Here is a 25,099-nt window from a genome sequence, read left to right as displayed (position 1 = left end):
ACCTCCCGTGTCGGCCGGCAGCAGCATCGGCGTCGACGTCGGTGGCACGAAGGTCCTCGCCGTCCGGATCTCGGTCGAGGGAACGGTCCAGGACGTCGCGACCCGCCCGATGCCCGGCCGGAGCGCGCCGGAGGCCGAGGTCGAGCACGCTGTGGTCGAGGCGGCTCGCGCCGTCAGCGACGGGGACGGCGCGGCCCCCATCGGTGTCTCGGCCGCCGGCCTCGTCGACCGGGCGGGGGAGCACTACCTGTTCGGCGCGCACCTGCCGTGGCGCGACGCCCCGCTCCGCTCACGCCTGGCCGAGCAGACCGGGCACCCGGTCGTCCTCGAGAACGACGCCAACTGCGCCGCCTACGCCGAGCTCCTGCTCGGCGCCGCGCGCGACGTCGACTCGGCCCTGCTGATCACCATCGGAACCGGTATCGGGGGAGCGCTGGTCCTCGACCGGCGGATCGTGCGGGGTGCGAACGGTCTCGCAGGGGAGTTCGGCCACATGCAGGTCGTCCCGGACGGACTGGCCTGCGAGTGCGGACTGCGGGGGTGCTGGGAGCAGTACTGCAGCGGACGGGCGCTCGAGCGGGTGACCCGGGTCGCGCTCGGCAAGCACCGGGACGGACCCGAGGTCTCCCGGATGGCGCTCGACGGCGACGACGTGGCCCGGCAGGCATTCGCCACGATCGGTACCTGGCTCGGTGTCGGCGTGGCGGGCCTGGTCTCGGCGTTCGACCCCGAGCGGGTGGTCGTGGGCGGCGGAGTGTCCGCCGTGGGCGACCTCCTCCTGGCCCCGGCGCGGTCCGCCCTGCTGGGCTCGTTGCAGGGCACCGGTCACCGGCCCGTACCCGACCTGGTGCCGGCGGCCCTCGGGCCGCAGGCCGGCGCGATCGGCGCGGCACTGCTCGCCCGCGACGGCCGGCCCTGAGCCCAGGTCCGGACAGGCGGTCTACAACTGGGCGCCGTTGTCCCAGGGATCGCGCGGCTCGCTCGGCATCTGCATCACGAGGTACCCGAAGCCGACGAGGAACCAGCCGACGAGGGCCCATCCGACGAGCTGCGGCATGCCGAGTCCGGTGATGACGAAGAACAGCAGCACGGCCGGCGCGCCGAAGACACCGAGCCAGGCCAGCAGCCGGTCGATCGGTGGCCGCGGCAACGGAGGCGGGGTCGGCGGGACGAAGGCATCGTCCGGATCGGGCAGCAGCTCGTCCGGCACCTCGTCACGCGGTTCCGGACGGACCTGCTTCACGACGGGCGTCGACTCGGGCAGGGCATCGAGGGACGGATCCGGCTCGAGCACCGATTCGCCGTAGTTCTCGACGATGGCCCGCCAGGCGGCGTCCTGGTCGTCGGGCTGTTCCCGCTGCACCACACCAGCCTACGTGGTGGGGTTCAGCGGGTCACCCGGGCGACGAAGGCTGCTGACTCCTCGAAGATCTTCGGGGCGTCGTTGTCCAGGGTCGCGACGTGGTAGCTGTCGGCCAGCTCGATCCGGGTCACGTCGCTCGAGGAGATCCCGGCCAGGATGATCGGCTCGGACGAGCCGTCGACGACGTGGTCCTGCGGCGAGCGGAAGTAGACGAGCGGCGCGGTGATCTGGCCGAGGTCGGAGATGAGGGCGGGCCAGGTGCCGATGAAGGAGTGGATCGCCTTCAGCGGCGTGCGGGCGTAGCCGGACTCGTCAACACCCTGCTTCTTGATGTCGTTGGCGATGGCGGGGAACGACGGGACGAGGTGCTTGAGGACCGGTAGCAGCTTCACGTCGAACCGCTTCGTCGCGAGGGCCGGGTTGACCACCATCACGCCGGCGACCTGGTCGCCGCGGTCGGCGGCGAGCCGCAGCACCAGCGCACCGCCCATCGACAGTCCGCCGATGACGACGCTGTCGTGCTCGGCGAGCAGCGCGTCGAAGGTGGTCGACACCTCGGCGTACCAGTCGGCGAAGCGGTGCGTGTTGAGGTCCTGCCACGTGGTGCCGTGCCCCGGGAGGCGGGGTACGACGACGCCGTACCCGAGCGCGCCGAGGTGCTCACCCCACGGGCGGATCGACGCGGGGGAGCCGGTGAAGCCGTGGCTGAGCAGCACGCCGATCCGCTTGCCCCCGGTCAGCTCGGGACGCGCGGCGATGGTGAGGGCTTCGGTCTGCGGTGCAGGGCTCGACGGCATGGCGTGATTGTGCCGCACCCGCACGTCTCGCCGGACACGTCGGGGATACGTGCCGCACCCGCGCAGGCACTACGCTGCGAGTCAGGCGGGTTCCGTTCGGGCGGGATTCCGGTTCACAGGGGAAAGGCGCGGTCGGTTGTTCTACTGGTTCCTCAAGTTCGTCGCACTCGGTCCGCTGCTGAAGGTCATCTTCAGGCCGCGCTCCGAGGGCGTGGAGAACGTCCCGTCGAGCGGCCCGGCGATCCTCGCCAGCAACCACCTGTCCTACGCCGACTGGCTCTTCATGCCGCTGGTCATCCCGCGGATGGTGCGCTTCGTCGCCAAGGCGGAGTACTTCACCTCGCCCGGCGTCAAGGGCTGGCTGCAGAAGAACTTCTTCAGCGGCACCGGCAACATCCCGATCGACCGGGCCAGCGGTGACGCGGCGTCCGGCGCGCTCGTCTCGGCGAAGCGGGTCCTGGCGGAGGGTGAGCTCTTCGGCATCTACCCCGAGGGCACCCGCTCCCACGACGGCCGCCTGTACCGCGGCAAGACCGGCATCGCCCGGCTCGCACTGGAGACCGGTGTCCCCGTCATCCCCGTGGCGGTCGTCGGCACCGACGTGGTGGCGCCCCCGGGCAAGAAGTTCGGCCGGATCACCCGCCCCACCGTGCGTTTCGGCAAGCCGCTGGACTTCTCGCGCTACGCCGGCATGGAGAACGACCGCTTCATCCTGCGCTCGATCACCGACGAGATCATGTACGAGATCATGAGGCTCTCCGAGCAGGAGTACGTCGACATGTACGCCACCCGCGCCAAGTCCGAGTCCCGCAAGGCCGAGCACGGGGACGACCACCGGAAGCTCGCTTCCTGATCTCCGCGTCATGAGCAGCGGTACGACGACCAGGGCCGCGGTCGCGGTCGAGGACCGCATGTTCGCGGCGCTCGCCGTGCTGCGCGTCGTGGTGCTCGCCTACACGGTGGCGATCAACGCCTACCGCAACAACTTCGAGCACCCCGCGCTCGCGTGGACCTGCGTCGGCGTCATGGTCCTCGCGACACCCGCGGCGATCGTGGCCTACGCGGCCCCGGAGCGACGGGGCCCGGCGTTGCTCGTGGCCGACCTGGCCCTGGCGGTCGCCCTGCTCCTCGCGACGCCGATCGCCAAGGGCGAGTGGTTCAACGCCACCATCCCGGGCTACTGGATCGTCGGCGCCCTGCTGGCCTGGGCGGTGCGCTACGGCTGGCGCGGCGGCACTGCGGCCGCGGTGCTGCTCGGTGCGGTCGACCTGCTCAGCCGCGCGGAGATCGCCCAGAAGGACTGGGGAAATGTCTTCCTGATCCTCCTGGGTGGCTCGATGGTCGGCTTCCTCTGCGAGTCGCTGAAGGAGATGTCGGCGGCCCGTGACGTCGCGCAGCGCGAGGCAGCGGCGTCGGCGGAGCGGGCCCGGCTCGCCCGGGTCGTCCACGACGGCGTCCTCCAGGTGTTGGCGCTGGTCCAGCGCCGTGGAGGTGAGCTCGGCGGTGACGCCGCCGAGCTCGGTCGGCTCGCCGGTGAGCAGGAGAAGGCGCTGCGGACGTTGATCCGGTCCCAGGACTCCGTGTCGAGCACGGTCGGCCGCGCAGCGAGGACCGCCGACCTGGCATCGGTGCTCAATGCCCTCGGCAGCCGGCCCGCCACAGAGGTCGCCCTGCCCGCCGGAGCCGTCGTGCTGTCGAGCGGCGCGGTCGAGGAACTGGTGGCGGTGGTCCGCGCCTGTCTGGACAACGTGGACCGGCACGTCGGTGAGGCCGCCCCGGCCTGGGTGCTCCTTGAGGACCTCGGGGACCACGTCGAGGTGTCGGTGCGCGACGAGGGGCCGGGCATCGACCCGGACCGTCTGGCCGAGGCGGAGCGCGACGGTCGGCTCGGTGTCGCCGAGTCGATCCGCGGCCGGATCCGCGACCTGGGGGGCACCGCGACCCTCGACACCGGGAGCTACGGCACCGAGTGGACCTTCGTCCTTCCCCGAGAGCCCCAGGAGCGTTCATGACGATCCACACCACGCACCCCTTCGCCGAGGCCGATCCGGACCCGGCCCGCAGGTTCCGGGCACGCGCGTCCGGTGCGGTGACGCTCTGGACCACGGGCGACGAGGCCGAACGGGCGGGTCTGACGGTCACCTCGCTGATGGTGGCGCTGGGTCCGGAGGCGTCCGTGCTGGCGTTGCTCGACCCCGACTCCGACCTGCTCGACGTGCTCAGGGAGACGCGTCGAGCCGTCGTCCAGGTCCTGTCGTGGCCGGACCGTCAGCTGGCCGAGGCCTTCGCTGGTACGGCGCCCGCGCCCGGCGGACCGTTCCGGCAGGCCGAGTTCGTGGACACCACGCACGGCCCGCGGCTGGCCTCGGCGTCGACCTGGGCGCAGGTGCGCCTCGAGGACGAGCGTGAGATCGGTTGGTCGGTGGAGGTCCGGACAGTCGTCGAGCACGTCGGGATCGGCGACCTGGAGGACCCGCTGCTGCACCACGGTGGCCGCTTCCACCGCGCGGGCTAGGGTCCTGACCATGACGGAGCGGATCCGGGTGATGGTCGTCGACGACCACCCGATGTGGCGCGAGGCGGTCGAGCGTGACCTCGTCGCGGCAGGCTTCGAGGTCGTCGCGGCGGCCTCGACGGGCACCGAGGCGATCAACAGGTTCAAGGCGACCCGGCCGCAGGTCGTGGTCCTCGACCTGCAGATCCCCGAGCCCAGCGGTGTCGAGGTGACCGCGACGGTGCTGGCGAGCGAGCCCTCGTCCCGGGTCCTGATCCTCTCGGCGTCCGGCGAGCAGGACGACGTCCTCGCGGCAGTCAAGGCCGGTGCGACGGGCTACCTGGTGAAGTCGGCGTCGCGCGAGGAGCTCGTCGCCGCCGTACGACGCGTGGCAGCCGGCGACAGCGTGTTCACGCCCGGTCTGGCAGCCCTGGTCCTCGGTGAGTTCCGGCGGATGAACCAGCCGGAGACGCCGCCGGGGGAGCAGCTCACCGATCGCGAGACCGAAGTCCTGAAGATGGTCGCGAAGGGGATGTCCTACAAGCAGATCGCCGAGCGGCTGGTGCTCTCGCACCGCACCGTGCAGAACCACGTCCAGAACACCCTGCGCAAGCTGCAGATGCACAACCGGGTGGAGCTCACCCGCTACGCCATCGAGCAGGGCCTCGACACCGAGGACTGAGCCGTCGGGGTGCCGCGGTCAGTCGCCGCGCGCCGGGTGCGGTCGCCCGCCGCCCGGCGAGGTGTCGACCAGGTCGTGCTCGACGCCCCAGTCGCGGCGCAGTCGCCTCTCCTGCTCCTGCTCGTACTCCTTGCCCTTCTGGGTGCGTCGGGGCAGCGAGGAGGTGCGGAGGTCGCGGCGGTGGTTGATCCAGGTGAGGACGGGACCGCTGCGCGCCAGCACGGCCGTCAGCCGGGTCCGCGGGATCTCCAGCTCGTCGGCGATCTCGTCGCCCAGGAACAGGCGCTCCAGTGCATGGACGACCCGAGGTGCCTGACCGGCCAGGCGGCGCGGCAGCACGCCCTGGATCTCGGGGACCAGGAACTCGCGGTTGATGCTCGCGACGAGCGAGCGGCAGTAGTCGTCGACGACGGGGCGGGTGAGGAGGTAGATCTCCTCGAGCCGCTCCTGCTCGAGGGCGTCACGCGGCAGGAGCGCCGTGTCGATGCCCAGCAGGTGTCCGAGGTAGCGCCAGCGGGCGTAGGCAGCCCGCTCCTCGTGAGGCAGGTACGGCGCCCCGACCTGCCGCATCGCGCGCAGCGGGATCAGGGTGAACTCGACCAGCGTGTAGCCGAGGTAGGCCTGGCAGATCGGGACACCCCAGGCGTCGGTGTCCCAGTCGGGGCGCTCGAGAAGGCTCGCCCGGACCAGGGCGTGGATGATCCGCACGCGCACCGTGAGCTCGAAGCCGTCGCTGTGTCGCTCAAGGCCGCCGGGCTTGTTGACGGCGATCAGCCAGGACCCGACCTCGATGGTCCGCGCGCCGGCGTTCTCGACGTACCGCCCGGTCAGCTCGAGGGGTCGCGACGCGGCGGAGTTGGCGTAACCGCTGACCAGGGAGGCCGCGCCGAGCACGATGCCGGAGGCCAGCGAGTAGCGCGACGTGTACTGGCTGTCGCGGTCGATCGCCGTGGTGTCGAGCCAGTCCGGGATCTCGTCGAGCTGGGCGAAGAGCGCCCTCAGCGAGGTCGGCGCGTCCGGGACGGCGGCGATGCCCTCCTGGCAGGCGGTGCGCAGCATGCGCATGGCGCGGCCGTGGCCGAGGGCGGGGAAGTCGGCCACGAACGCATCGGCGAGCGGGTCGCCGACCCACATCGCGGCGAGGTAGTCGTCGGTGAAGGACCCGTAGCGCCCTCGCGCCTCCTCCACCCGACGCAGGCTGGAGGGGATCGGCGCGACGACGTCCGCGCTGTGATTGTCGGGCAGCTGCTCGGTCACCATGCGACGACGATAAAGTGAGGAACTCTCACCTTCCATTCACTTTTCACCGGGCGACCTCGAGGAGCTGCCGTGGCCCAGCGACAACGCGCACTGCCCCGGCAGGACCGGGCGGTGCAGACCCGACGGATCCTGCTCGACACCGCGGTGCGGATCCTCGACCAGCAGGGAATCGAGCGGCTCACCACCACCGCCGTGATCCAGCAGGCCCACGTCAGCAGTGGCACCTTCTACCGCTACTTCAACGACCGCCAGGAGCTCCTGATGGTGCTGCGCGAGGAGGCGGTCCGCTCCATCAGCGACGACCTCATGGTCAGTGTCGTCGACGCACTCGAGCTCGACCTCGACGATGCGTTGCGGCTGGTCGTGACCACGCTCGTCGACGGGTTCGAGCGGCACCGCGGCGTCATCCTGGCGATGGTCAGCCAGCTGCCTGCCGGCAACAACGCCAACGTCCTGCCCGAGATCGAGGCCGACCTGCACCGGCTCGCGTCGATCCTGCCTCGCCGGCACCGCCCGGACCTGCCTCCGGAGCAGCTGGAGGGCGTGGTCTTCATGCTGATGGGTGTGCTGGTCTCGACGTGCCTGCGCATCGCTCTGGGTCGTCCTGTGGCGGTGGGGCGCGACCAGCTGGTCGACCTGACGGTCACGATGATCGCCGCGGCCTTCCACGAGCTGCCCGGACCGGCCTGAGCGGGTCCGGCCTGACAGACTCGGCCTCGTGGCCGACCTGCTGGAGATCGCCGACGAGCTCTACGCCCTCACGCTGCCGGAGTTCACTCCGGCCCGCGACGCGCGCGTCAAGGAGCTGAAGGGCACGCCGCTCGCGGCAGCCGTCAAGGCGTTGCGCAAACCCAGCACGTCGGCCTGGGTCCTCAACCTGCTCGTACGACGGGAGGCCGGTCAGGTCGACCAGGTGCTGAGCGTCGGAGCAGCCCTGCGCGAGGCACAGCAGGCGATGTCGGCGGGGGAGTTGCGGGCGTTGACCCGGCAGCGGCGCCAGGTCACGGCGGCCGTCACCACCCAGGCACGCCGCCTCGCCGGCGAGGAGGGGCTGCGGGTGACCGAGTCCGTCGCCGAGCAGGTCGAGGCCACCCTCACGGCGGCCATGGTCGACGAGGGGTGCGGCCGCGCCCTGCGCAGCGGCCTGCTGGTGGCGGCCCTGAGCACGACCGGCGTCGAGCCGATGGACGATGCCGACCTGGCGGCGGCCGTGGCCCTGCCCGATGCGCTCGGGTTCAACGCGACACCACGGGCCGCTCCGGTGCCGGGTCCTCCGGACCTGCACGTGGTGCCGGATCCCGACCGGGCCGCCAAGGCACGCGCCGCTGCCGAGGAGCGCCTCGCGGAGGCGACGGGCGAGCACGAGGAGGCGCAGTCCGCCTTCGACGAGGCGAGCGGCGAGGTGGAGCGGCTGCAGGCGCGCTCCCTTCAGCTCGAGGCGGAGATCGACGAGCTCCGGCGCCGGCTCTCGGACCTGGAGGAGGAGTCGGACGGGCTGGAGGAGGAGCTCGCCGAGGCCGAGGAGGTCAGGGACGGCGCCGGCGCAGAGCTGCGCACGGCCACCGCCGCGCGCGATGGTGCGCAGGCGGCCGTCGACCGCCTCGATCGCGGCCAGCGCTGAGCCTCAGGCGTCCCCGCGCACGACGTCGAGGATCCGCTGGTCGATCCACGACAGGTCCGGCGCCACCCGCATCTCGTAGTTCTCGGTGCCGACCCAGGAATGGAAGTCGCGGTGCCCGGCACCTGCGGCGAAGGTCTCCAGCTCGTTGCGGAGCGCGTCGTCGACGGTGATCTTCTCTTCGTCGGTCGAGGCGGTGAGGTAGAGCTCGTGCAGGTCGAGCAACCGCACCATCTCCTCGATCGGGGTCGCGTGGTCGTCGACGCGCAGGTCGACCGCGACGTCGTCCAGCCCGCCGTAGCCCGCCTCGTCACGGACCACGAGGATCGCCGCCGACTGGCGGCCGCGGCGATCGCCACCGGCCGCATCACCCGCGGCCAGGGCGGCGATCAGCCGGTCCTGGAGCGGCGCCTCGGGGGTGCTGTCGGCCCAGGCCTGCTCCATCGCCTCGAGGACCTCGGGCCCGGTGAGGCAGTTGCCCTGGACGGCGTACCCGGCCCCGGTCCGTCCGCCGGCCCACGGGATGCACTCTGCGCCCGTGTGCGAGGCCGCAGTGCCGTCGAGGTCGACGATCCCGACCTGGCGGTGCGCGTGGCCGGGGTCCTCCTCCAGCAGTCGCTCGAGTGCGATGGGTGCCGTCGCGCCCTCGTCGAGGTGCGACAGGGCCAGGCCCTTGTAGGCGACGTTCGCGTCCGCCTGGGTGGCCAGGGCACCCACGCCGGCGACCGCCGCGGGGACGGCAGAACCGACAGCGAGGAACTTCGAGGCGACGGCGACGCCCCACGACTCACCGTCGGCGGACCGGGCAACGATCGAGAAGGTCATGGTCGTCAGCCTAGGAGTCCGCCGGCGAGCGCGTACGTTGGAGTCATGCGCGTCGGTGTACTGACCGGTGGGGGCGACTGCCCGGGACTCAATGCGGTGATCCGGGCCGTGGTCCGCAAGGGGGTCAACGAGCACGGCTTCGACTTCGTCGGCTTCCGCGACGGGTGGCGGGGGCCGCTCGAGGGGATCACGATGCCGCTCGGGATCGAGCAGTGTCGCGGCATCCTCCCGCGCGGCGGCACGATCCTGGGCTCGTCGCGGACCAACCCGTTCGCTGTCGACGGCGGCGTGGAGCGGATCCGCGAGAACCTCGCCGCAGCCGGGGTCGAGGCGCTCGTCGCGATCGGCGGCGAGGACACGCTCGGCGTCGCGACGAAGCTCGCCGACCTCGGGGTGGCCGTCGTCGGCGTCCCCAAGACCATCGACAACGACCTCTCCGGGACCGACTTCACCTTCGGCTTCGACACCGCGGTCAACATCGCCACCGAGGCCATCGACCGGCTCCACACCACCGCCGAGTCCCACCACCGCGTCCTGGTCGTCGAGGTCATGGGCCGTCATGCCGGCTGGATCGCGTTGCACGCCGGCATCGCCGGGGGAGCGAGCGCGGTGCTCATCCCCGAGGTGCCCTTCGACATCGAGGCGGTGTGTGCCCACGTCCAGACCCGTTTCCACAGCGAGTACGCGCCGATCATCGTGGTCTCCGAGGGCGCTGTTCCGGCCGACGGCACCGGCATGACCCTGGCCAGCGGGGAGAAGGACGCCTTCGGTCACGTCCGGCTCGGCGGCATCGGCGACCGGCTCGCCCACGAGATCGAGGTGCGCACCGGGTCAGAGGCCCGGGCCGTCGTCCTCGGTCACGTCCAGCGCGGCGGCACTCCCTCGGCCTTCGACCGCTGGCTCGCCACCCGCTTCGGGCTGCAGGCGATCGGTGCGGTCGCCGACGGGGACTTCGGCGTCATGGTCGCGCTGCGGGGCACCGACATCGTGCGCGTCCCGTTGAGCGAGGGCACGGCTGCCCTCAAGCTGGTCAGCGCCGAGGAGTACGCCGAGGCGCAGGTCTTCTTCGGCTGAGCCCGACCGACCCCGGCTCGAGGTCGACCACCAACGCCCGGTGGTCCGACAGGGCCATCCGGCGGGCCTCCCCCCGGGCGGTCATCTCCGGCTCGCCGAGCACGTGGTCGAGCTGCTCGACCGGATCGCCCACCGGGAAGGTCGCCGCGCGAACCAGCGGCGAGAGACCGGTGATCCGGCTGGCGCGGTCGGCACCCATGTTGAGGTCGCCGGTCAGCACGAGCGGACCGCGCGCGCCGCGCAGTGCCCTGGCGAGGTGGGCGAGCTGGCGTCCGTTCCACCAGCTCACGAAGGACAGGTGGGTGGTGGCGACGGTGACCGGGCCGAAGGACGTCTCGAGAAGGGCCGCGACGGCCACCCGCGGCTCGTCGCGCACCAGGTTGGGCCGCAGCTGGCCTGCGAAGCGCATCGGGACCGGGGCGCGCAGTGCCGGGAGTCGCACCACCTCCCACCCGGTGACCGGAACCCTGCTGAGCAACGCGATCCCGTAGGCAGCGTCATCGGGCTGCTCCTCACCCGTCGCTGCCGTCCAGGTGGCACCGGGGCTCCCGGCCAGCGCCGCGACGAAACGGTGGGCGCGGGCTCCCATCGCCTCGGCGGCCACCGCGGTGAGGTCGGCCAGACCAGAGCGTTCCTGGCTGCGGTCGACCTCCTGCAACGCGAGGACGTCGGCGTCGAGGTCGCGGACGGCGTCCGCCAGCACCTGCACGTCGACCACGTGGTCGTGCGGCGTGCGACCGTTGAGGATGTTGAAGGTGACGACTCTCATCCCTGTGGGGGTACCCGATCGGCGTCGTCGCATATCGGCCCGGAGCACGGGTACATCGGTCCCGAGGTGATCGACGATGACGTACGACGAAGCCGACGGGTGTGAGCCACGGCCGGTGCCGGTGGGACCCAACCTGCTGCGGGAGGCGCTCAAGCTCGTGGCGGTGGTCCTGAAGGAGGGCGAGGTGGACCATGCCCTCGCCGGCAGCTACGGACTGTGGGCACGGGGAGGTCCGGAGCCCGACCACGACGTCGACTTCATGGTGGCCGAGGAGGACGCCGCGCGTGCGCGTGACCTGCTCGCGGCACGCGACCTCGTCGTCGTACAGCCTCCCGAGGACTGGCTGTTCAAGGTCTTCATCGAGGGCGCCATGGTCGACGTGATCTTCCGGGTCAAGGGCGAGCCGATCGGGCGCGGCCGGTTCGAGGACGCCGAGGTCATGGAGGTCGAGTCGGTCTCGATGGCGGTCCTGTCCGCGACCGTGCTCATGGGGGACAAGCTGTCCGCGATGGAGGAGCACGCCTGTGACTTCACCCGGGTGATCCCGGTGGCGCGGGCGGTCCGGGAGCAGGTCGACTGGTCGGTCGTCGAGACCCTCACTGCGGACAATCCGTTCGCGCAGGCCTTCCTCGGACTCCTCCGCGCACTGCACGTCGTACCGCCGCGCGGGGAAGGTGCTTCCGTTCCGCGGCTCACTGCGCAAGGGTGAGTCCGGCAGGAATGACTTCCGCCTCGGGAAGGGATGGAGCCCCATGACCAGCGACACCACCGGCGCCGACACCACGGACGCGCACGACCAGCCAGACCTGAAGCGGGTGCTCGGGCCAGGGCTGCTGCTCCTGTTCATCGTCGGCGACATCCTCGGAGCCGGTGTCTACGCGGTCACCGGGCGCCTGGCCGGCCAGGTCGGTGGCGTCGCGTGGCTGCCGTTCCTCGTCGCGTTCGCGGTCGCGACGCTGACGGCGTACTCCTACCTCGAGCTGGTGACGAAGTACCCCCAGGCCGCCGGCGCGGCCTTGTACGCCCACAAGGCCTTCGGCGTGCACTTCGTGACCTTCCTCGTCGCGTTCACCGTCATCTGCTCGGGCATCACCAGCGCGGCGACCTCGGCCAACCTGCTCGCCAACAACCTGCTGATCGGCCTCGACGAGATCTGGTCGGGGGTGCCGACGACGCCCGGGTGGGCACTGTTCGTCGCCCTGGCCTTCATGCTCCTGCTGGCCGCCGTGAACCTGCGCGGCGTCGGTGAGAGCGTGAAGTTCAACGTCGTCCTGACCATGGTCGAGATGCTCGCCCTCGCCATCGTGATCGCGATCGGCTTCTCGGTGATGGCCAAGGGCGACGGCGACTTCGACCGGATCACGGTGTTCGAGAGCCCGAGCGACAAGGGCCTGTTCATGGCGGTGACGATCGCGACGGCGATCGCCTTCTTCTCGATGGTGGGCTTCGAGGACTCGGTCAACATGGTCGAGGAGACCAAGGAACCCGAGCGGATCTTCCCGAAGATGATGCTCACCGGGCTCGGGATCGCGGTCCTCATCTACATGCTCGTGGCCATCTCGGTGGTGATCGTGATCCCCGCCGGCGACATCGGCACGCCGACCAATGCCGAGGCCGGCATCCTCATCGACGTCGTCAAGATCGGCGCGCCTGACCTGCCCATCGACGACGTGTTCCCGTTCCTGACCGTCTTCGCCGTGGCCAACACCGCCCTGATCAACATGCTGATGGCCAGTCGCCTGCTCTACGGCCTGGCTCGCCAGGGCGTGTTGCCGCCGGCCCTCGGCAAGGTGCTCCCGGGGCGTCGCACCCCCTGGGCCGCGATCGCGTTCACGACCGTGCTGGCGATGGCGCTGATCGTCGCCGTGGTGGGACTGCGCGACGCCAAGCTCGGCGACGCCGACGAGGGCACGGAGGTCACCGTCGTCAGTGCCCTGTCGGGCACGACAGGACTGCTGCTCCTCGCGGTCTTCGCGATCGTCAACGTCTGCTGCCTGGTCCTGCGCCGCGACCCCGACAGCGGCCACTTCAAGGCACCGACGGCGGTGCCGGTGCTCGGCGCGGCGTTCTGCCTCTACCTGCTCGGACCGTGGGCACGGCTCGCGCCCGACCGGATCCAGTACGTCATCGCGGGCTTCATGTTGCTCCTGGGCATTGTGCTGTGGGCCGTCACGCGGGTGTTCTACAAGCCGAAGGGCGGCTACTTCGCCGACATCGAGCACATGGACGACGACCCGTTGGACGACCCCAGGCAGCCGCACCGCTGAGTGACGCCGTCCACGGGTCAGCGCCGAGTCGGTGACCGTGGGCGGCGCGCCGTACGCTTGAGGGGTGAGCACACTCCCGTCCCTCGAGCAGTTGCACGCCATCGGCGCGAAGCAGCAGCCGTCGTACGACGACCCCGCGGCTCTCGCTGCGGCCGTCGCGCGACTGCGCACGCTTCCTCCGCTGGTCTTTGCGGGCGAGTGCGACGAGCTGAAGGCCAAGATCGCGGCCGCGAGCCGCGGCGAGGCGTTCCTGCTCCAGGGTGGTGACTGCGCGGAGACCTTCGTCGACGCCACGGCCGACAACACCCGCAACAAGCTGCAGGTCCTGCTGCAGATGGCCGTCGTGCTGACCTACGCGGCCTCCGTGCCGGTGGTCAAGGTCGGCCGTCTCGCGGGCCAGTACGCCAAGCCGCGCTCCTCGGACTCCGAGACCCGCGACGGCGTGACCCTCCCGGCCTACCGCGGCGACGCCGTCAACGGCTTCGACTTCACCCCCGAGTCCCGTCGCCCCGACCCCCAGCGCCTGCTGGACGTCTACCACGCCTCGGCCTCCACGCTGAACCTCGTGCGGGCCTTCACGACCGGTGGCTACGCCGACCTGCGGCAGGTGCACACCTGGAACTCCGAGTTCGTCCGCAACTCGCCCGTCGGCCAGCACTACGAGGCGATGGCGGCCGAGATCGACCGCGCACTGTCCTTCATGCAGGCGATCGGTGCCGACCCCGACGAGTTCCACCGCGTCGACTTCTACTCCTCGCACGAGGCACTCCTGATGGAGTACGAGCACGCGATGACGCGGATCGACTCGCGCACCGAGAAGCCGTACAACGTCTCGGGCCACATGGTCTGGATCGGCGAGCGCACCCGCCAGCTCGACGGTGCCCATGTCGAGTACTTCAGCCACATCAGCAACCCGATCGGCTGCAAGCTCGGTCCGACCGCGACGGCCGACGAGGCACTGGCGCTCGCCGCGAAGCTCAACCCGACCAACGAGCCCGGCCGGTTGACCTTCATCACCCGCTTCGGCGCGGGCAAGATCCGCGATGGCCTCCCGGCGCTGGTCGAGAAGGTCACCGCCGAGGGCGCCGACGTGGCCTGGGTGTGCGACGCGATGCACGGCAACACCTTCGAGGCCTCCAACGGCTACAAGACGCGCCGCTTCGAGGACGTCCTCGACGAGGTCCTCGGCTTCTTCGAGGTGCACCGCGCGCTGGGCACCGTTCCGGCCGGCATCCTGGTCGAGAACACCGGCGACGACGTCACGGAGATCATCGGTGGTGGCGAGGAGCTCGACGAGGAGGGCCTGACCCGCCGCTACGAGTCGCTGGTCGACCCGCGCCTCAACCGGGTGCAGTCGCTCGAGCTCGCCTTCCAGGTCGCCGAGAACATTCGCCTCAAGTGAGCGCAGGGGGATCCTCGGTGATCGACCTCCGCTCCGACACGGTCACCCGGCCGACGCAGCCCATGCGTGCTGCGATGGCTGCGGCCGAGGTCGGCGACGACGTGTACGGCGAGGACCCCAGTGTGATCGCGCTCGAGGAGCGGGTCGCGGCGATGTTCGGGCACGAGGCCGCGCTGTTCACGCCGACGGGGTCGATGGCCAACGTGCTCGCGGTCGCGTCCGTCGTCTCGCCCGGCCAGGAGGTCCTGTGCGAGGCGCGTGCGCACATCGCCCGCGCCGAGCTCGGTGCGCACGGCGCCGTGTCCGGACTGACGATGCGCACGTGGTCCCACCCGCGCGGCCAGATCGACCTCACCGCGCTCGACGACCTGTTCGCGCCCGACCTGGGCATGTACTTCGTGCGCACCGCTGCGATCTCGGCCGAGAACACGCACAACTTCGCGGGCGGTGCCGTGCTCCCGCTCGCCGACCTCCAGGCCCTGCGGGCGTTCGCCGACGAACGACAGGTCGCCGTCCACCTCGACGGAGCCCGGATCTGGAACGCCCACGTCGCGACCGGCGTGCCACTGGCGTCGTACGGCGCCGTGGCCGATGTCCTGGCGGTGTGCCTGTCCAAGGGACTCGGTGCCCCCGCCGGCTCGCTGCTCGTCGGCGGCCGTGAGGCGGTCCTCGAGGCACGGGTCCGGCGCAAGCGCCTCGGCGGCGGCATGCGCCAGGTCGGCGTCCTCGCTGCCGCGGGCCTGTACGCCCTCGACCACCACGTCGACCGGCTGGCCGAGGATCACGCGAACGCGCGCCTGCTCGCGGAGGCAGTCGGTCTGGATCCCGCTGTCGTGGACACCAACATCGTCGCGTTCGACTGTGCCGATGCCCCTGCGCTGGTCGCACGGGCCCGGGAGGCCGGCGTACTCATCGGCGCCGTCGGTGCGCGGACCGTCCGTCTGGTCACCCACCTCGACGTGACGCCGGAGCAGGCAGCGGCTGCCGCCCGGGTCCTGGGCGAGCTCGTCGCGTCCCAGGACGCCTGAGGGACACGCCCTCCGGGGTCAGCGCGGCGCGCCGAGGAAGCGGATCTCGCTGATCGCGGTGAAGTCCCGGCCGTCGGCACCCTTGGCCGGTGCGGAGACGCCGAGCAGGTGCACCGTCACGCTGCGCGTCTCGACCGGGCCCAGGTCGATCATCTGGATGACCTGCTGGTCGTCGAGGTCCTGGGTGACGCGGGTGCCGTCGTCGAACTCCCACTGCACGGTGCGGATCCGGCGGTTGGAGGTGTACCAGTTGGTGGGTCCGTCGATCTTCGCGTAGCCGTTGATCATCCCGACCTCGGTGATCACGACGTCCTCGTCGAACGCGAACGTCAGCGTCTGGCCGGTGCCGTCGCCGGGCATCCGCCAGGCCGTGCGCGGCTTGTCGTCCCACATGTTCGCCGGACGGAACCGGACCGGCCGGTTCCGGGTGTCGCGACTCGGGGGTGCGATCGCCGGGACCTCGGCGGTGACGCTCGAGGTGAGGTCGACGACGTCGTCCGGGTCGGGCTCCTGGGCCGGGGCGCCGGTCCCGGTGCTGTCCGGCTGGTCGGGCTGGTCACTGGAACCGTCGTCGCTGGGCCGGGTGGAGTCGGTCGACTGGCTGGATCCGCGCTCGTCGGAGGCCTGGTCGCCGTCGCTGTCGTCGCCGCCGAGGAGCAGGACGCCACCGACGCCGCCGATGAGTGCGAGCAGCACCAGTGCGACCAGCCACGGGATCCACACCGGGCGGCGGTCCGGAGCCGATGCGGACGAGCGCGACGACGGGGCCATGGGGGGCGAGGGCGGAGGTGCGTGCTGCGGAGGTGCGGAGGGGGGAGGTGCGCCGGGGCCGGGTGCCATGACCGTGGGCGGTGCGTCGGCGAACAGCGGATAGCGCGCCGCTGGCGGCAGCTGCCCGCTCGGCGGCGGCACCACGGGGGCCGCGGGCAGGGTCGAAGCCGGGGTGGCCTCGGGGTGTCGGCCGGGAACCGGCCTGCCACAGTTGGTGCAGAACCGGCCGATCCCGAGGTCGTGCCCGCAGCTGGTGCAGTACGTCGGGGAGGTCATCGCGGGCACACGCTACCGCGACCTCGCCGCTGGGACGTGGTTCTGCGGACCTTCGGATGCGCACACGGGCGCCTGGGGTGCTCAGCCGGTCATCGCGCGGCGGCAGGCCTCCGTCTCGATGTCGGCCAGGTCGTGCTCGAGGACCTTGCGCGACTGGTCGAAGCTGAAGCCGCCGAACATGGCCCACATCGCCCGCGACACCGGGGAGCGCTGGATCATCTCCACGGTCGTGGTCATGGCCAGGCGGGTGCTGGTGCGATCCGGTCCGGCCGGCGTCAGCCGGTAGGCCGTGCGGATGACGTCGTCGCCCACCTCGGCCTCCACGACGGTGCGCAGCGGCGGATCGGACTCGACGACGTGGAGCTGCTCGGCGCCGTGGTGCCCGAAGAGCGTGCGGCGCTCGCTCCAGCGGGTGCCGACGTCGTACTCGCCCTCGGTGAGGAGCTCGCACTCCTTGACGCTGCGCAGCACGGCGTCCGCGTGAGCGACATCGGTGATGACGTCCCAGACCTGCTCTGCCGGAGCGGGGATGGTGGCGTGGACATGGATGATGTGACCGGCCATGGTGCCTCCTGGATCGGGTTCCCCCAAGACCTCCATGGTGCGCCTGCGCAGCCCGGAACGCCAGAGGCTCACACCACCAGGTGGGTCACCTCGGCCTCGATCTTGCGTCGGGGCAGCGCCTCGACCACGACCATGGCCGCCAGCACCATCGCACCGCCGACCAGCATCCGCCCGGTGAGGGACTCACCGCCGAGAAGGACGGCGAAGAAGGTCGCGAACACCGGCTCCATGCTCATGATGATCGCGCTGCGGGTCGGAGGCAGATGGGACTGCGCCCAGGTCTGGGCCAGCATTGCCGCCGCGCCTGCGACGAGGGCCATGTAGACGAGGGAGACCCAGTCCCCGCCGCGCTCCGGGAGCACGATGCCGGGCGCGCCGGAGACCAGCGCCGCCACCAGGCAGATCGCCGCGATCACCAGGACCTGCAGGATCGACATGCCGAGTGCGTCGGCAGGCGTCGACCATGCACCGAGGCCCACGATGTGCGCCGCGTAGAGGAGCGCCGCGACGAGGGTGATCGCCTCGCCGTAGCCGATCGAGAGCCCGTCGAGGGTCAGCACGCCGAGCCCGGCGGTGGCCAGGGCCACCGCCGCCCAGGTGAGCCCGGAGATCCGGGTGCGCAGCAGGACGGCCGCGAACAGCGGCGTCGCCATGACGTAGAGGCCGGTGATGAAGCCGGACACGCTGGCCGGCGTGTGCGCCAGGCCGGCGGTCTGGAGGATCTGCGCGACGCCGTACAGGCCTCCGAGCAGGACTGCGCGACGGCGGACCTCGGGGGAGAGGCGCGCGATCGCGCGCGGCGCGACGAGCACCATCGCGGCACCGGCCACCAGGAACCGGACGGCCAGGAAGTCGGCCGTCGGGACCCGGTCCAGCAGGTCCTTGATGAGGAAGAACGTCGAGCCCCAGCAGGCGGTCATGGCCAGCAGCGCGACGGTGGCCAGCAGGGCCGTACGACGTCCGTCGTGGTGCTGGTCAGACGACATAGAGGATGACCGTGCTGCCCTTCTTGATGCGGCTGCCGGGCTTGGGGTCGGTGTCCCAGGCGACCTGGCCGCTGAGGTAGATGGTGGCGCGTTCCTTCTTGACCTTGAAGCCGAGGTCCTTGAGCTTCTCGACGGCCTCGTCGGTCGAGTCGTAACGGATCGAGGGGATGGTCACGAGCTCGGGCCCCTTGGACACGACGAGCTCGAGGGTGTCGCCCTTGTAGAGGACGCCGGACGTGGGGCTCTGGCTGATGATCCGGCCCTTCGCCACCTCGTCGCTGAACTCGGTGTCGGTGATCTTGACCTGGAGGCCCTTCTTCTCCAGCGCCTTCTCGATCGACTCGGCATTCTTGTCCGTCCAGTCCGAGATCTTGATCGGCTGGCGGCCCTTGCTGACCAGGAGCGACACGGCCGTGTCGATCGGCAGGGCCTTGGACTCCGGGCTGTCGAACGCGGGCTGGCTGCCGATGACCCGGCCCTTGTCGACGGTCTCGGAGAAGCGCGCGATCTGGCGGCCGAGGACCATCTTGACCTCGTCGAGACGGGCTTCGGCCTCCTCGACGGTCAGGCCGGCGAGGTCCGGCACGTCGTAGACCTCGGGACCGAGGGACACGGTCAGCTCGACGTCGTCGCCGGGAAGGATCCTTTCGCCCGGGCGGGGATCGGTGGTGACGACCTCACCGGGTGCGACGCTGTCGGAGAAGACCTCCTCGACCGTGGTGCCCAGCCCGGCGTCGTCGAGCCTGGTCTCGGCGGCAGCGAGCTCGAGGCCGACGACGCTCGGGGTGGAGGTGTAGCGCCCCCACCCGAACCAGTAGCCGCCGGCGCCGAGGCCGGCGAGGAGCAGGACGATGACCAGGCCGAGCACCAGTCCGCGTCGGCTGCGCCGGGTGGGCGCAGGGCCCTGCTGGACGGGCACGGGACGGGCTGGCTTGCGCGGCGGCGGAGGCGTGGCGCTCCGGATGATCGACGTCGGCTCGTCGCGCGGCGTCACCGCCGTGGCGAGCGAGCTCACCGGCTCCGGCGTGGTGTCGGGGTCGACACCGTCGTCGGCGTCCTGGTCCTCGATCCGGCGGGTGCTCGGGAGGAGATCGGCGACGAGCTCGGGATCGTCGCGCACCCCGTCGTGCAGGGCCTGGACGACGCGACGCACGTGGCGCAGCAGGACGGTCGCGTCGGAGGGACGCAGGCTGGGGTCGCGCGTGGTCGCGCGGGCGACCAGGGCGTCGACGTACGCCGGGAGAGCGGGCGCGAGGGTCGAGGGCGCGGGGACGTCGTGGTGCACGTGGCGGTAGGCGACGGCGATCGGGGTCTCGCCGGTGTGCGGCTTGGTGCCGGTCAGCAGCTCGAAGAGGATCACGCCGGCGGCGTACACGTCGGCGCGTGCGTCGGCCCGCTGCTCGACGACCAGCTCGGGCGCGAGGTAGGAGACCGTGCCGATCAGCACGCCGTTGGTCGCGGTGTGCTGGGTCTCGGCGCTGACGGCCTTGGCGAGGCCGAAGTCGGCGACCTTGATCCGGCCGTCGTCGGCGATCAGGACGTTCTCCGGCTTGACGTCGCGGTGGATCAGGCCCGCGCGGTGGGCGGCAGCGAGTGCGGAGAGGACCGGGTCGAGGATCGCGAGCGCCCGCTCGGGCGACATCGGCGCTTCCTTGGTGATCGTGTCGCGCAGCGTGTGTCCGGAGATGAGCTCCATGACGAGGTAGATGGTGCCATCACCGGTGTCGTCGCGTCCCTGGTCGTAGACCGCGACGACATTCGGGTGGGACAGCCGCGCTGCGGACCGCGCCTCGCGCACGAAACGCCGCGCGAAGGAGTCGTCGTCGTGCGAGGTCGCATCGCCGAGCCCCGGATGCATGATCTTGACCGCGACCGTCCGGTCGAGCCGGGTGTCGAGCGCCTCGTAGACGCTGGCCATGCCGCCACGCGCGATGCGGGGACCGATCCGGTAGCGGCCGTCGAGCAGGCGCCCCGACTGGTGGTCCTCGGTCCGGTTGGGCGGCCGTGCGGGGTCGCCACTGCGCGCAGCGTTGTCGCCGCGTGCGCGCTGGTCATCGTGCACAGCGACCCTCCTGTGCATTTTCATCCGGACCGGCCGGGGAAGTGACCGGAGGAGCCATCGTACGGCGAGGGACCTCACAGGACCGGTGGCCACGCCGGTGTGATCCGTGTCGGGCTTTTCGTGGAAGATGGGGTCATGAGTGAACTGCGACTCGCCGACCAGGACCTGGCCGCCCTCGTCGAGGACTGGCTCGACTGGGAACAGGCAGCCGAGCTGATCGGCGTGACCCCGGCCAAGGTGCGCACGATGGTGCGCGAGCACCAGCTGGCTGCAGCCGTTCCGGGAGAGGCCGGCCATGGCGTACGTCAGGGCGTACCGGCCTTGTTCCTCGTGAACGGCGAGCCCGTCAAGGGGCTGCCCGGACTGCTCACGATGATGCACGACAACGGGTACGACGACCGCGAGTGCATCGCGTGGATCTTCCTCGACGCCGATCTCCCGGGTCGCCCGATCGACGCGCTGCGGGAGAACCGCGGCTCCGAGGTCAAGCGCCGGGCCCAGGCGCTGGCGTTCTGAGCAGGACGGCGCGCCCGTGCCGACGATGAGCAGGCGTACCCGGCAGGTCGTCTCGACGATCGCCACCCTCGCCGTGCTGCTCGCGGTGTGGTGGATCCAGAGCGCCGACGACGGGAACGAGCCGCGTGGTCGCGACGACGCGGCGCCGTCCGCAACGCCCGGGGTCGACGACCCCACTCCGTCGGCCCGGCCCTCCCGCACTCCGTCGCCGTCCTCGGCCGCGACACCGAGGGCCGACGACGACGGCATCGCCTGGGTCTCGTTGGCCGACCTCCCGCCGGAGGCGGTGCAGACCGTCGAGCTCATCGAGGACGGCGGCCCGTACCCCTACCCGGGCAAGGACGGCTCCACCTTCGGCAACTTCGAGGGCGTGCTGCCGGACCGGCAGCGGGGCTACTACGCCGAGTACACCGTGGAGACGCCCGGCCTGTCGCACCGCGGTGCGCGCAGGATCATCGCCGGCGACGGCGGCGAGCTCTACTGGACCGAGGACCACTACGAGTCCTTCGAGAGGATCCGATGAGCGGACTGGCGGCGGTCCTCGCCGGACGGCACACGCCGGGCATCCATCGCTGGGAGTCCGCCCTCGACGTCGCTGCCGTTCGCCACGCGGTCGAGCAGGCGGGCTGGACCTTCGGCCACGTCGACGGCGCCGCTCTCGAGAGTCGTTCCGAGGTGCTGCGGGCCATCGGCGCCGCACTGGACTTCCCCCCGCACTACGGAGCGAACCTCGACGCCCTCCACGACTGCCTGCGCGACCTTCCCGGTCCCACGGTGCTGTTGTGGGAGGCCTGGTCGGGCTTCGCGCGTGCGCGGCCCGCCGATTTCGACCGGGTGAGTCGGGTCCTCGCCGAGCGTGGTCCGGTCGACCCCGTCATCGAGGTCCTGCTGCGCGGAGCCGGACCCGACGAGGTCGCTCCACTGCTGGAATGAGCGCGCCCAGTCGGCCCAGTCGGGTCAGTGGGCCCGGCGGGTGGCCGCGGCAGCGAGCTGCTCGAGGGCGCCGCAGGCGGCAGCGTCCCAGCCCTCCTCGGACTGGCCCTCGCGCAGCGCGGCCACAGCCTGGCGGGCGAGTGCGTCGATCATCTCCTCGACCTGCTGGCGAGCGCCACAGCGATCGATGATCGAGCGCAGCTCGGCGATCTCGCTCTCGCCCAGGGCCGTGCCCAGCGCTGCATCGAGCCGGGCGGCGTCGGCGGGCTCGGCCGCCGCCAGGGTGAGGGCGACCAGCACGGTCCGCTTGCCCTCGACCAGGTCGTCGCCGGCCGGCTTGCCGGTCGTCTCGGGGTCGCCGAAGACCCCGAGGAGGTCGTCGCGCAGCTGGAAGGCCTCACCGAGCGGCAGTCCGAAGCCGGTCAGCCGCTCCAGGGTGGCCGGACCGGCGCCCGCGAGTGCCGCGCCGACGTGCACGGGGCGCTCGATGGAGTACTTCGCCGATTTGTAGCGCAGCACGGTCGTGGCCTGCTCGACGCTCGCCCGCCCGCGCGCCTGGACCGACACGTCGAGGAACTGGCCGGCGATGACCTCGGACCGGCACAGGTCGAACACCTCGAGCGCGGGACCGATCCGGTCCCACCCGAGGCCGCAGCGGCGCAGGAGCTCGTCGGCCCAGGACAGCAGGAGGTCGCCGAGCAGGATCGCCGCAGCGGCGCCGTACTGGACCGGGTCGCCGCGCCAGCCGTCGGCACGGTGCTCGGCCTCGAAGCCGCGGTGGGTCGCGGCGCGGCCGCGCCGGGTGTCGGAGGCGTCCATCAGGTCGTCGTGGACCAGTGCACTCGCGTGCAGCAGCTCCAGGGATGCGGCGGCGCGCGCGACGGACCGCGCGTCGGCTCCCTCGGGCACGCCCGCCACGGCGGCGTACCCCCAGTGGCAGAAGGCGGCGCGGAACCGCTTGCCACCCGACACGGTCGCCCGGGCCTCGGTCAGCAGTCGCGCGGCATCGGCGCCCAGCGGCGCGAGGCGCTCGGTCTGCTCGGCGAGGAACGCGTCGAGGGTCGACTGCACCTCGGCCCGGAAGGTTGTCGGGTCCCAGCGGTGCTCGCTCACCTGCAGCAGCCTAGTGATGAGGCGCACTTGCGAGATGCCCGGCCCCGGCCCGGTCGCGGGACCTACACTTCGGCCCATGGTTACCGGTGCTGGGCGCTCCCTCGGCGAGATCATCCGCGAGGGTGGTCGGTCGTTCTCGTTCGAGTTCTTCCCTCCCAAGGACGACAAGGGGGAGGTGCAGCTGTGGGACGCGATCCGCGCCCTCGAGCCGTACCGTCCCACCTTCGTCTCGGTGACCTACGGCGCGGGCGGCAGCACGCGCGACAAGACGGTCGCGATCACCGGACGCATCGCCCGCGAGACCTCGCTGATCCCGATGGCCCACCTCACGTGCGTGGGACACACCCGTGAGGAGATCGAGGGCATCCTGGACGCGTACGACGCCGAGGGCGTCGCCCACGTCCTCGCGCTGCGCGGGGACCCCGAGGAGGGGCCTCGCGCCGACTGGACCCCCACTGACGGGGGCCTGAACTTCGCGGTCGACCTCGTCGAGCTCACCCGCGCCCGCGGCACCTTCCGGGTCGGTGTGGCTGCGTTCCCCGAGGGCCACCCCTCCGCGAGCTCGCTGGACGACGATGCCGACGTGCTGGTGGCGAAGGCGAAGGCGGGTGCAGAGTTCGCGGTCACGCAGATGTTCTTCCGCGCCTCGGACTACTTCGCGCTGGTCGAGCGGGTCCGCGATCGCGGCGTCGACATCCCGATCCTGCCGGGCATCATGCCGATCCTGAACCTCAGCGCGATCCGCCGCCAGGGCGAGCTGATCGGCACGAGCGTCCCGCAGGAGATCGTCGACCGGATCAGTGCCTTCGACGGTGACCCCGCCGCGGTGCGCGCCGAGGGCATCCGGATCGCGGCCGAGCTCTGCGACGAGCTGCTGGCCGGAGGCGCTCCCGGGCTGCACTTCTACACGCTCAACCGGTCCAAGGCGACGCTCGAGATCTTCGAGGCGCTGCAGATCACGGTCTGAGGCTCAGGCCGACCCGATCACCTGCGCCACCAGCGCAGCGGACTGGGTCACGAAGGGCACGCCCGCGCCGGGCGCAGCGTGCGCGCCCGCGACGTAGACGCCTGCCACCGGGGTCGTCGGCCCCAGGCGACTGCGCACGGTGCCGCGTCCCTGCCACAGCACGCCCATGGGGGAGCCGTTCCACTGCTCCACCAGGTCGCGTGGCGACAGGTCGACCCGGGTGACGATGTTCTCCCGGACGTCGATGCCGTGCCTCACGAGCGCGATGACCATGTCCTCCGCGATCTTGCCGCGGCCCAGCAGGGTCCACGCGGCGCCGCCCTCCGGGGCGCCGGAACCCGGTCGCACCGTGATCATCGGCTCGGCGTTGAACACGATGTCGTGGGTCAGGTCGGGAACGTCGCCGCTCAGGCCCAGGTGCGAGACGACCGGTGGGATCGCGGGCATCGTCTTCTCGACGTACGGCGCCAGTGTCGGCAGCCGGCGCGGGTCGATCGCGACGACGACCGCGTCGGCGTCGGCATCACCGTCCGCGGTGCGCACCGCGACCACCCGTCCGTCGCGCACCACGAGGTCGCTGACGGGCGTCCCGGTGCGGATCGTGACGCCGCGCAGGGCGAGGCGGGCGCCGAGCAGGTCGACCAGCCGGCCCATGCCGCCGGGGACCCGCCAGCCGCCGAACCGCTGCTCGAGGTAGGACGTCACACCGACCCACGACGGCACGTTGCGCAGGTCGTGGCCCTCAGCAGTGGCGGGATGGCCGGCGACCAGGGCGAGCCGTTCGTCACGGAAGTCGTGGCGCAGGCGCTTGTGGAGGGTCTCGCGGATGTCGAAGAGACTGGTGAGCTCCTTGGGCACCGCGCTCTTGTCGCCCGGCGTCCAGGGGACCTCGACGTAGTGGCGGCGCAGCACCTCCCACACCGCGTTGTAGAGGTCGACGTGCTGGGCCCACCGCTCGCCCAGCCCCGCGCCGAGCTCGTCGAAGGCAGCGATCTGGTCGGCCCGGGAACCACCGGGCAGCAGGACCGAGGTGCGGTCGGCGAACCGGTGCTCGCGCAGCACGGGGAGCGGCTCGAGCTCGACGTCGAGCTCCTTCTCCAGCGCCCGGCCGGACTTGCGGAACAGGTCCCGCAGGGCTGCCGGCAACAGCGTGCTGGAGGGACCTCCCTCCCAGCGGTAGCCCTCCTGCTCGACCGGGGCGAGGGCGCCACCGAGGTGGTGGGACGCCTCGAGCAGCGCGACCTCGTGGCCCTGCTTGGCGAGGCGGGCCGCGGCGGCCATGCCGCCGAGGCCGCCGCCGATGACGATGATGCGCATGTGTCTCCTTGAGCC

27 protein-coding genes are annotated in these 25,099 nt (G+C 71.5%); 16 read left to right on the top strand and 11 right to left on the bottom strand.

All coding sequences use genetic code 11. The features are described from left to right. Nucleotides 1-7 precede the first annotated feature (7 nt). Nucleotides 8-919, top strand: a complete 912-nt coding sequence (locus ASE01_RS14210; protein WP_056753128.1) for an ROK family protein — start codon at nucleotides 8-10, stop codon at nucleotides 917-919. A 21-nt stretch (nucleotides 920-940) separates the two neighbouring features. On the opposite strand, the gene ASE01_RS14205 is transcribed toward ASE01_RS14210, so the two are convergent. Both ASE01_RS14205 and ASE01_RS14200 read right to left on the bottom strand, forming a co-directional pair. Next, the gene (locus tag ASE01_RS14205) at nucleotides 941-1,363 is read right to left on the bottom strand and encodes a hypothetical protein (protein ID WP_157537359.1); all 423 of its coding nucleotides are present in this window, start codon (nucleotides 1,361-1,363) and stop codon (nucleotides 941-943) included. Nucleotides 1,364-1,386: 23 nt separating this feature from the next. After that, nucleotides 1,387-2,160, bottom strand: a complete 774-nt coding sequence (locus tag ASE01_RS14200) for an alpha/beta hydrolase (protein WP_082606059.1) — start codon at nucleotides 2,158-2,160, stop codon at nucleotides 1,387-1,389. Between the two features lie 136 nt (nucleotides 2,161-2,296). Between ASE01_RS14200 and ASE01_RS14195 the strand changes: the two genes are divergently transcribed. Genes ASE01_RS14195 through ASE01_RS14180 form a run of 4 tightly spaced genes read left to right on the top strand, consistent with a single transcriptional unit; the run spans nucleotide 2,297 to nucleotide 5,336 of the window. After that, a complete protein-coding gene (locus ASE01_RS14195) occupies nucleotides 2,297-3,013 on the top strand; it encodes a lysophospholipid acyltransferase family protein (RefSeq protein ID WP_056753121.1) in 717 nt (238 codons plus the stop codon). A gap of 10 nt (nucleotides 3,014-3,023) precedes the next feature. Continuing rightward, nucleotides 3,024-4,172, top strand: a complete 1,149-nt coding sequence (gene macS, locus ASE01_RS14190) for a MacS family sensor histidine kinase (protein ID WP_056753117.1) — start codon at nucleotides 3,024-3,026, stop codon at nucleotides 4,170-4,172. Then, nucleotides 4,169-4,675 (top strand): flavin reductase family protein, encoded by a 507-nt coding sequence (locus ASE01_RS14185; protein ID WP_056753113.1) that lies wholly within the window; start codon nucleotides 4,169-4,171, stop codon nucleotides 4,673-4,675. The genes macS and ASE01_RS14185 overlap by 4 nt, the downstream gene beginning before the upstream one ends. 10 nt (nucleotides 4,676-4,685) lie before the next feature. Further along, complete coding sequence (locus tag ASE01_RS14180) at nucleotides 4,686-5,336, top strand: response regulator (RefSeq protein ID WP_056753109.1); 651 nt, start codon at nucleotides 4,686-4,688, stop codon at nucleotides 5,334-5,336. Between the two features lie 18 nt (nucleotides 5,337-5,354). Here ASE01_RS14180 and ASE01_RS14175 read toward each other — a convergent pair whose 3' ends face one another. Continuing rightward, on the bottom strand, nucleotides 5,355-6,596 hold the full coding sequence (locus ASE01_RS14175) for an oxygenase MpaB family protein (protein WP_056753105.1): 1,242 nt from the start codon (nucleotides 6,594-6,596) through the stop codon (nucleotides 5,355-5,357). Nucleotides 6,597-6,665: 69 nt separating this feature from the next. Between ASE01_RS14175 and ASE01_RS14170 the strand changes: the two genes are divergently transcribed. Then, the gene (locus ASE01_RS14170) at nucleotides 6,666-7,286 is read left to right on the top strand and encodes a TetR/AcrR family transcriptional regulator (protein WP_082606057.1); all 621 of its coding nucleotides are present in this window, start codon (nucleotides 6,666-6,668) and stop codon (nucleotides 7,284-7,286) included. Nucleotides 7,287-7,314: 28 nt separating this feature from the next. Continuing rightward, nucleotides 7,315-8,217 carry a hypothetical protein gene (locus ASE01_RS14165; RefSeq protein WP_056753095.1) on the top strand — a complete coding sequence of 301 codons (903 nt, stop codon included), beginning with the start codon at nucleotides 7,315-7,317 and terminating at the stop codon, nucleotides 8,215-8,217. 3 nt (nucleotides 8,218-8,220) lie between these two features. On the opposite strand, the gene ASE01_RS14160 is transcribed toward ASE01_RS14165, so the two are convergent. After that, on the bottom strand, nucleotides 8,221-9,039 hold the full coding sequence (locus tag ASE01_RS14160; protein ID WP_056753092.1) for a DUF1028 domain-containing protein: 819 nt from the start codon (nucleotides 9,037-9,039) through the stop codon (nucleotides 8,221-8,223). Between the two features lie 45 nt (nucleotides 9,040-9,084). Here ASE01_RS14160 and ASE01_RS14155 point away from each other — a divergent pair, with 45 nt between their 5' ends. Then, nucleotides 9,085-10,113, top strand: a complete 1,029-nt coding sequence (locus ASE01_RS14155; protein ID WP_056753088.1) for a 6-phosphofructokinase — start codon at nucleotides 9,085-9,087, stop codon at nucleotides 10,111-10,113. On the opposite strand, the gene ASE01_RS14150 is transcribed toward ASE01_RS14155, so the two are convergent. After that, nucleotides 10,070-10,882, bottom strand: coding sequence for an endonuclease/exonuclease/phosphatase family protein (locus ASE01_RS14150; RefSeq protein ID WP_056753084.1), 813 nt, complete (start codon nucleotides 10,880-10,882; stop codon nucleotides 10,070-10,072). The two genes, ASE01_RS14155 and ASE01_RS14150, sit on opposite strands and share 44 nt — an antisense overlap. Nucleotides 10,883-10,958: 76 nt before the next feature. On the opposite strand from ASE01_RS14150, the gene ASE01_RS14145 reads away from it, so the two are divergent. From ASE01_RS14145 to ASE01_RS14130, 4 genes are all read left to right on the top strand, one after another. After that, on the top strand, nucleotides 10,959-11,591 hold the full coding sequence (locus ASE01_RS14145) for a hypothetical protein (RefSeq protein WP_235536020.1): 633 nt from the start codon (nucleotides 10,959-10,961) through the stop codon (nucleotides 11,589-11,591). Between the two features lie 43 nt (nucleotides 11,592-11,634). After that, nucleotides 11,635-13,149 carry an APC family permease gene (locus ASE01_RS14140; protein WP_056753081.1) on the top strand — a complete coding sequence of 505 codons (1,515 nt, stop codon included), beginning with the start codon at nucleotides 11,635-11,637 and terminating at the stop codon, nucleotides 13,147-13,149. Between the two features lie 64 nt (nucleotides 13,150-13,213). After that, entirely contained in the window at nucleotides 13,214-14,551 is a 1,338-nt protein-coding gene (locus ASE01_RS14135) for a class II 3-deoxy-7-phosphoheptulonate synthase (protein WP_056753079.1), read from the top strand. Next, the gene (locus ASE01_RS14130) at nucleotides 14,548-15,579 is read left to right on the top strand and encodes a GntG family PLP-dependent aldolase (RefSeq protein WP_321164126.1); all 1,032 of its coding nucleotides are present in this window, start codon (nucleotides 14,548-14,550) and stop codon (nucleotides 15,577-15,579) included. The genes ASE01_RS14135 and ASE01_RS14130 overlap by 4 nt, the downstream gene beginning before the upstream one ends. 18 nt (nucleotides 15,580-15,597) lie before the next feature. Here the strand turns inward: ASE01_RS14130 and ASE01_RS14125 are convergent, their stop codons facing one another. From ASE01_RS14125 to pknB, 4 genes are all read right to left on the bottom strand, one after another. Further along, nucleotides 15,598-16,626 (bottom strand): NADase-type glycan-binding domain-containing protein, encoded by a 1,029-nt coding sequence (locus ASE01_RS14125; RefSeq protein WP_157537357.1) that lies wholly within the window; start codon nucleotides 16,624-16,626, stop codon nucleotides 15,598-15,600. 81 nt (nucleotides 16,627-16,707) lie between these two features. Further along, the gene (locus ASE01_RS14120) at nucleotides 16,708-17,190 is read right to left on the bottom strand and encodes an SRPBCC family protein (RefSeq protein ID WP_056753066.1); all 483 of its coding nucleotides are present in this window, start codon (nucleotides 17,188-17,190) and stop codon (nucleotides 16,708-16,710) included. Nucleotides 17,191-17,258: 68 nt separating this feature from the next. Beyond that, nucleotides 17,259-18,176 (bottom strand): DMT family transporter, encoded by a 918-nt coding sequence (locus tag ASE01_RS14115; RefSeq protein ID WP_056753063.1) that lies wholly within the window; start codon nucleotides 18,174-18,176, stop codon nucleotides 17,259-17,261. Next, nucleotides 18,166-20,238, bottom strand: coding sequence for a Stk1 family PASTA domain-containing Ser/Thr kinase (pknB, locus tag ASE01_RS14110; RefSeq protein WP_235536017.1), 2,073 nt, complete (start codon nucleotides 20,236-20,238; stop codon nucleotides 18,166-18,168). Before pknB ends, ASE01_RS14115 begins: the two co-directional genes overlap by 11 nt. Nucleotides 20,239-20,373: 135 nt before the next feature. Here pknB and ASE01_RS14105 point away from each other — a divergent pair, with 135 nt between their 5' ends. From ASE01_RS14105 to ASE01_RS14095, 3 genes are read left to right on the top strand one after another with little or no spacing between them, the layout of a single operon-like run. Next, a complete protein-coding gene (locus ASE01_RS14105; protein WP_056753057.1) occupies nucleotides 20,374-20,754 on the top strand; it encodes an Rv2175c family DNA-binding protein in 381 nt (126 codons plus the stop codon). A 25-nt stretch (nucleotides 20,755-20,779) separates the two neighbouring features. After that, nucleotides 20,780-21,277: a ribonuclease domain-containing protein gene (locus ASE01_RS14100; RefSeq protein WP_082606146.1), complete on the top strand. Its 498-nt coding sequence runs from the start codon at nucleotides 20,780-20,782 to the stop codon at nucleotides 21,275-21,277. Further along, nucleotides 21,274-21,687, top strand: coding sequence for a barstar family protein (locus tag ASE01_RS14095; protein WP_056753048.1), 414 nt, complete (start codon nucleotides 21,274-21,276; stop codon nucleotides 21,685-21,687). The genes ASE01_RS14100 and ASE01_RS14095 overlap by 4 nt, the downstream gene beginning before the upstream one ends. A 24-nt stretch (nucleotides 21,688-21,711) precedes the next feature. On the opposite strand, the gene ASE01_RS14090 is transcribed toward ASE01_RS14095, so the two are convergent. Continuing rightward, nucleotides 21,712-22,800, bottom strand: a complete 1,089-nt coding sequence (locus ASE01_RS14090) for a polyprenyl synthetase family protein (protein ID WP_235536015.1) — start codon at nucleotides 22,798-22,800, stop codon at nucleotides 21,712-21,714. A 76-nt stretch (nucleotides 22,801-22,876) separates the two neighbouring features. On the opposite strand from ASE01_RS14090, the gene metF reads away from it, so the two are divergent. Further along, nucleotides 22,877-23,767, top strand: a complete 891-nt coding sequence (gene metF, locus ASE01_RS14085; protein ID WP_056753044.1) for a methylenetetrahydrofolate reductase [NAD(P)H] — start codon at nucleotides 22,877-22,879, stop codon at nucleotides 23,765-23,767. Nucleotides 23,768-23,770: 3 nt separating this feature from the next. Here metF and ASE01_RS14080 read toward each other — a convergent pair whose 3' ends face one another. After that, on the bottom strand, nucleotides 23,771-25,084 hold the full coding sequence (locus ASE01_RS14080) for a phytoene desaturase family protein (RefSeq protein WP_056753040.1): 1,314 nt from the start codon (nucleotides 25,082-25,084) through the stop codon (nucleotides 23,771-23,773). Nucleotides 25,085-25,099 lie beyond the last annotated feature (15 nt).

This window comes from Nocardioides sp. Root190 (genome assembly GCF_001428565.1).
Lineage (GTDB): Bacteria > Actinomycetota > Actinomycetes > Propionibacteriales > Nocardioidaceae > Nocardioides.
Note: the sequence above shows the minus strand (reverse complement) of the source record. Positions and strands in the feature narration are given on the sequence as shown.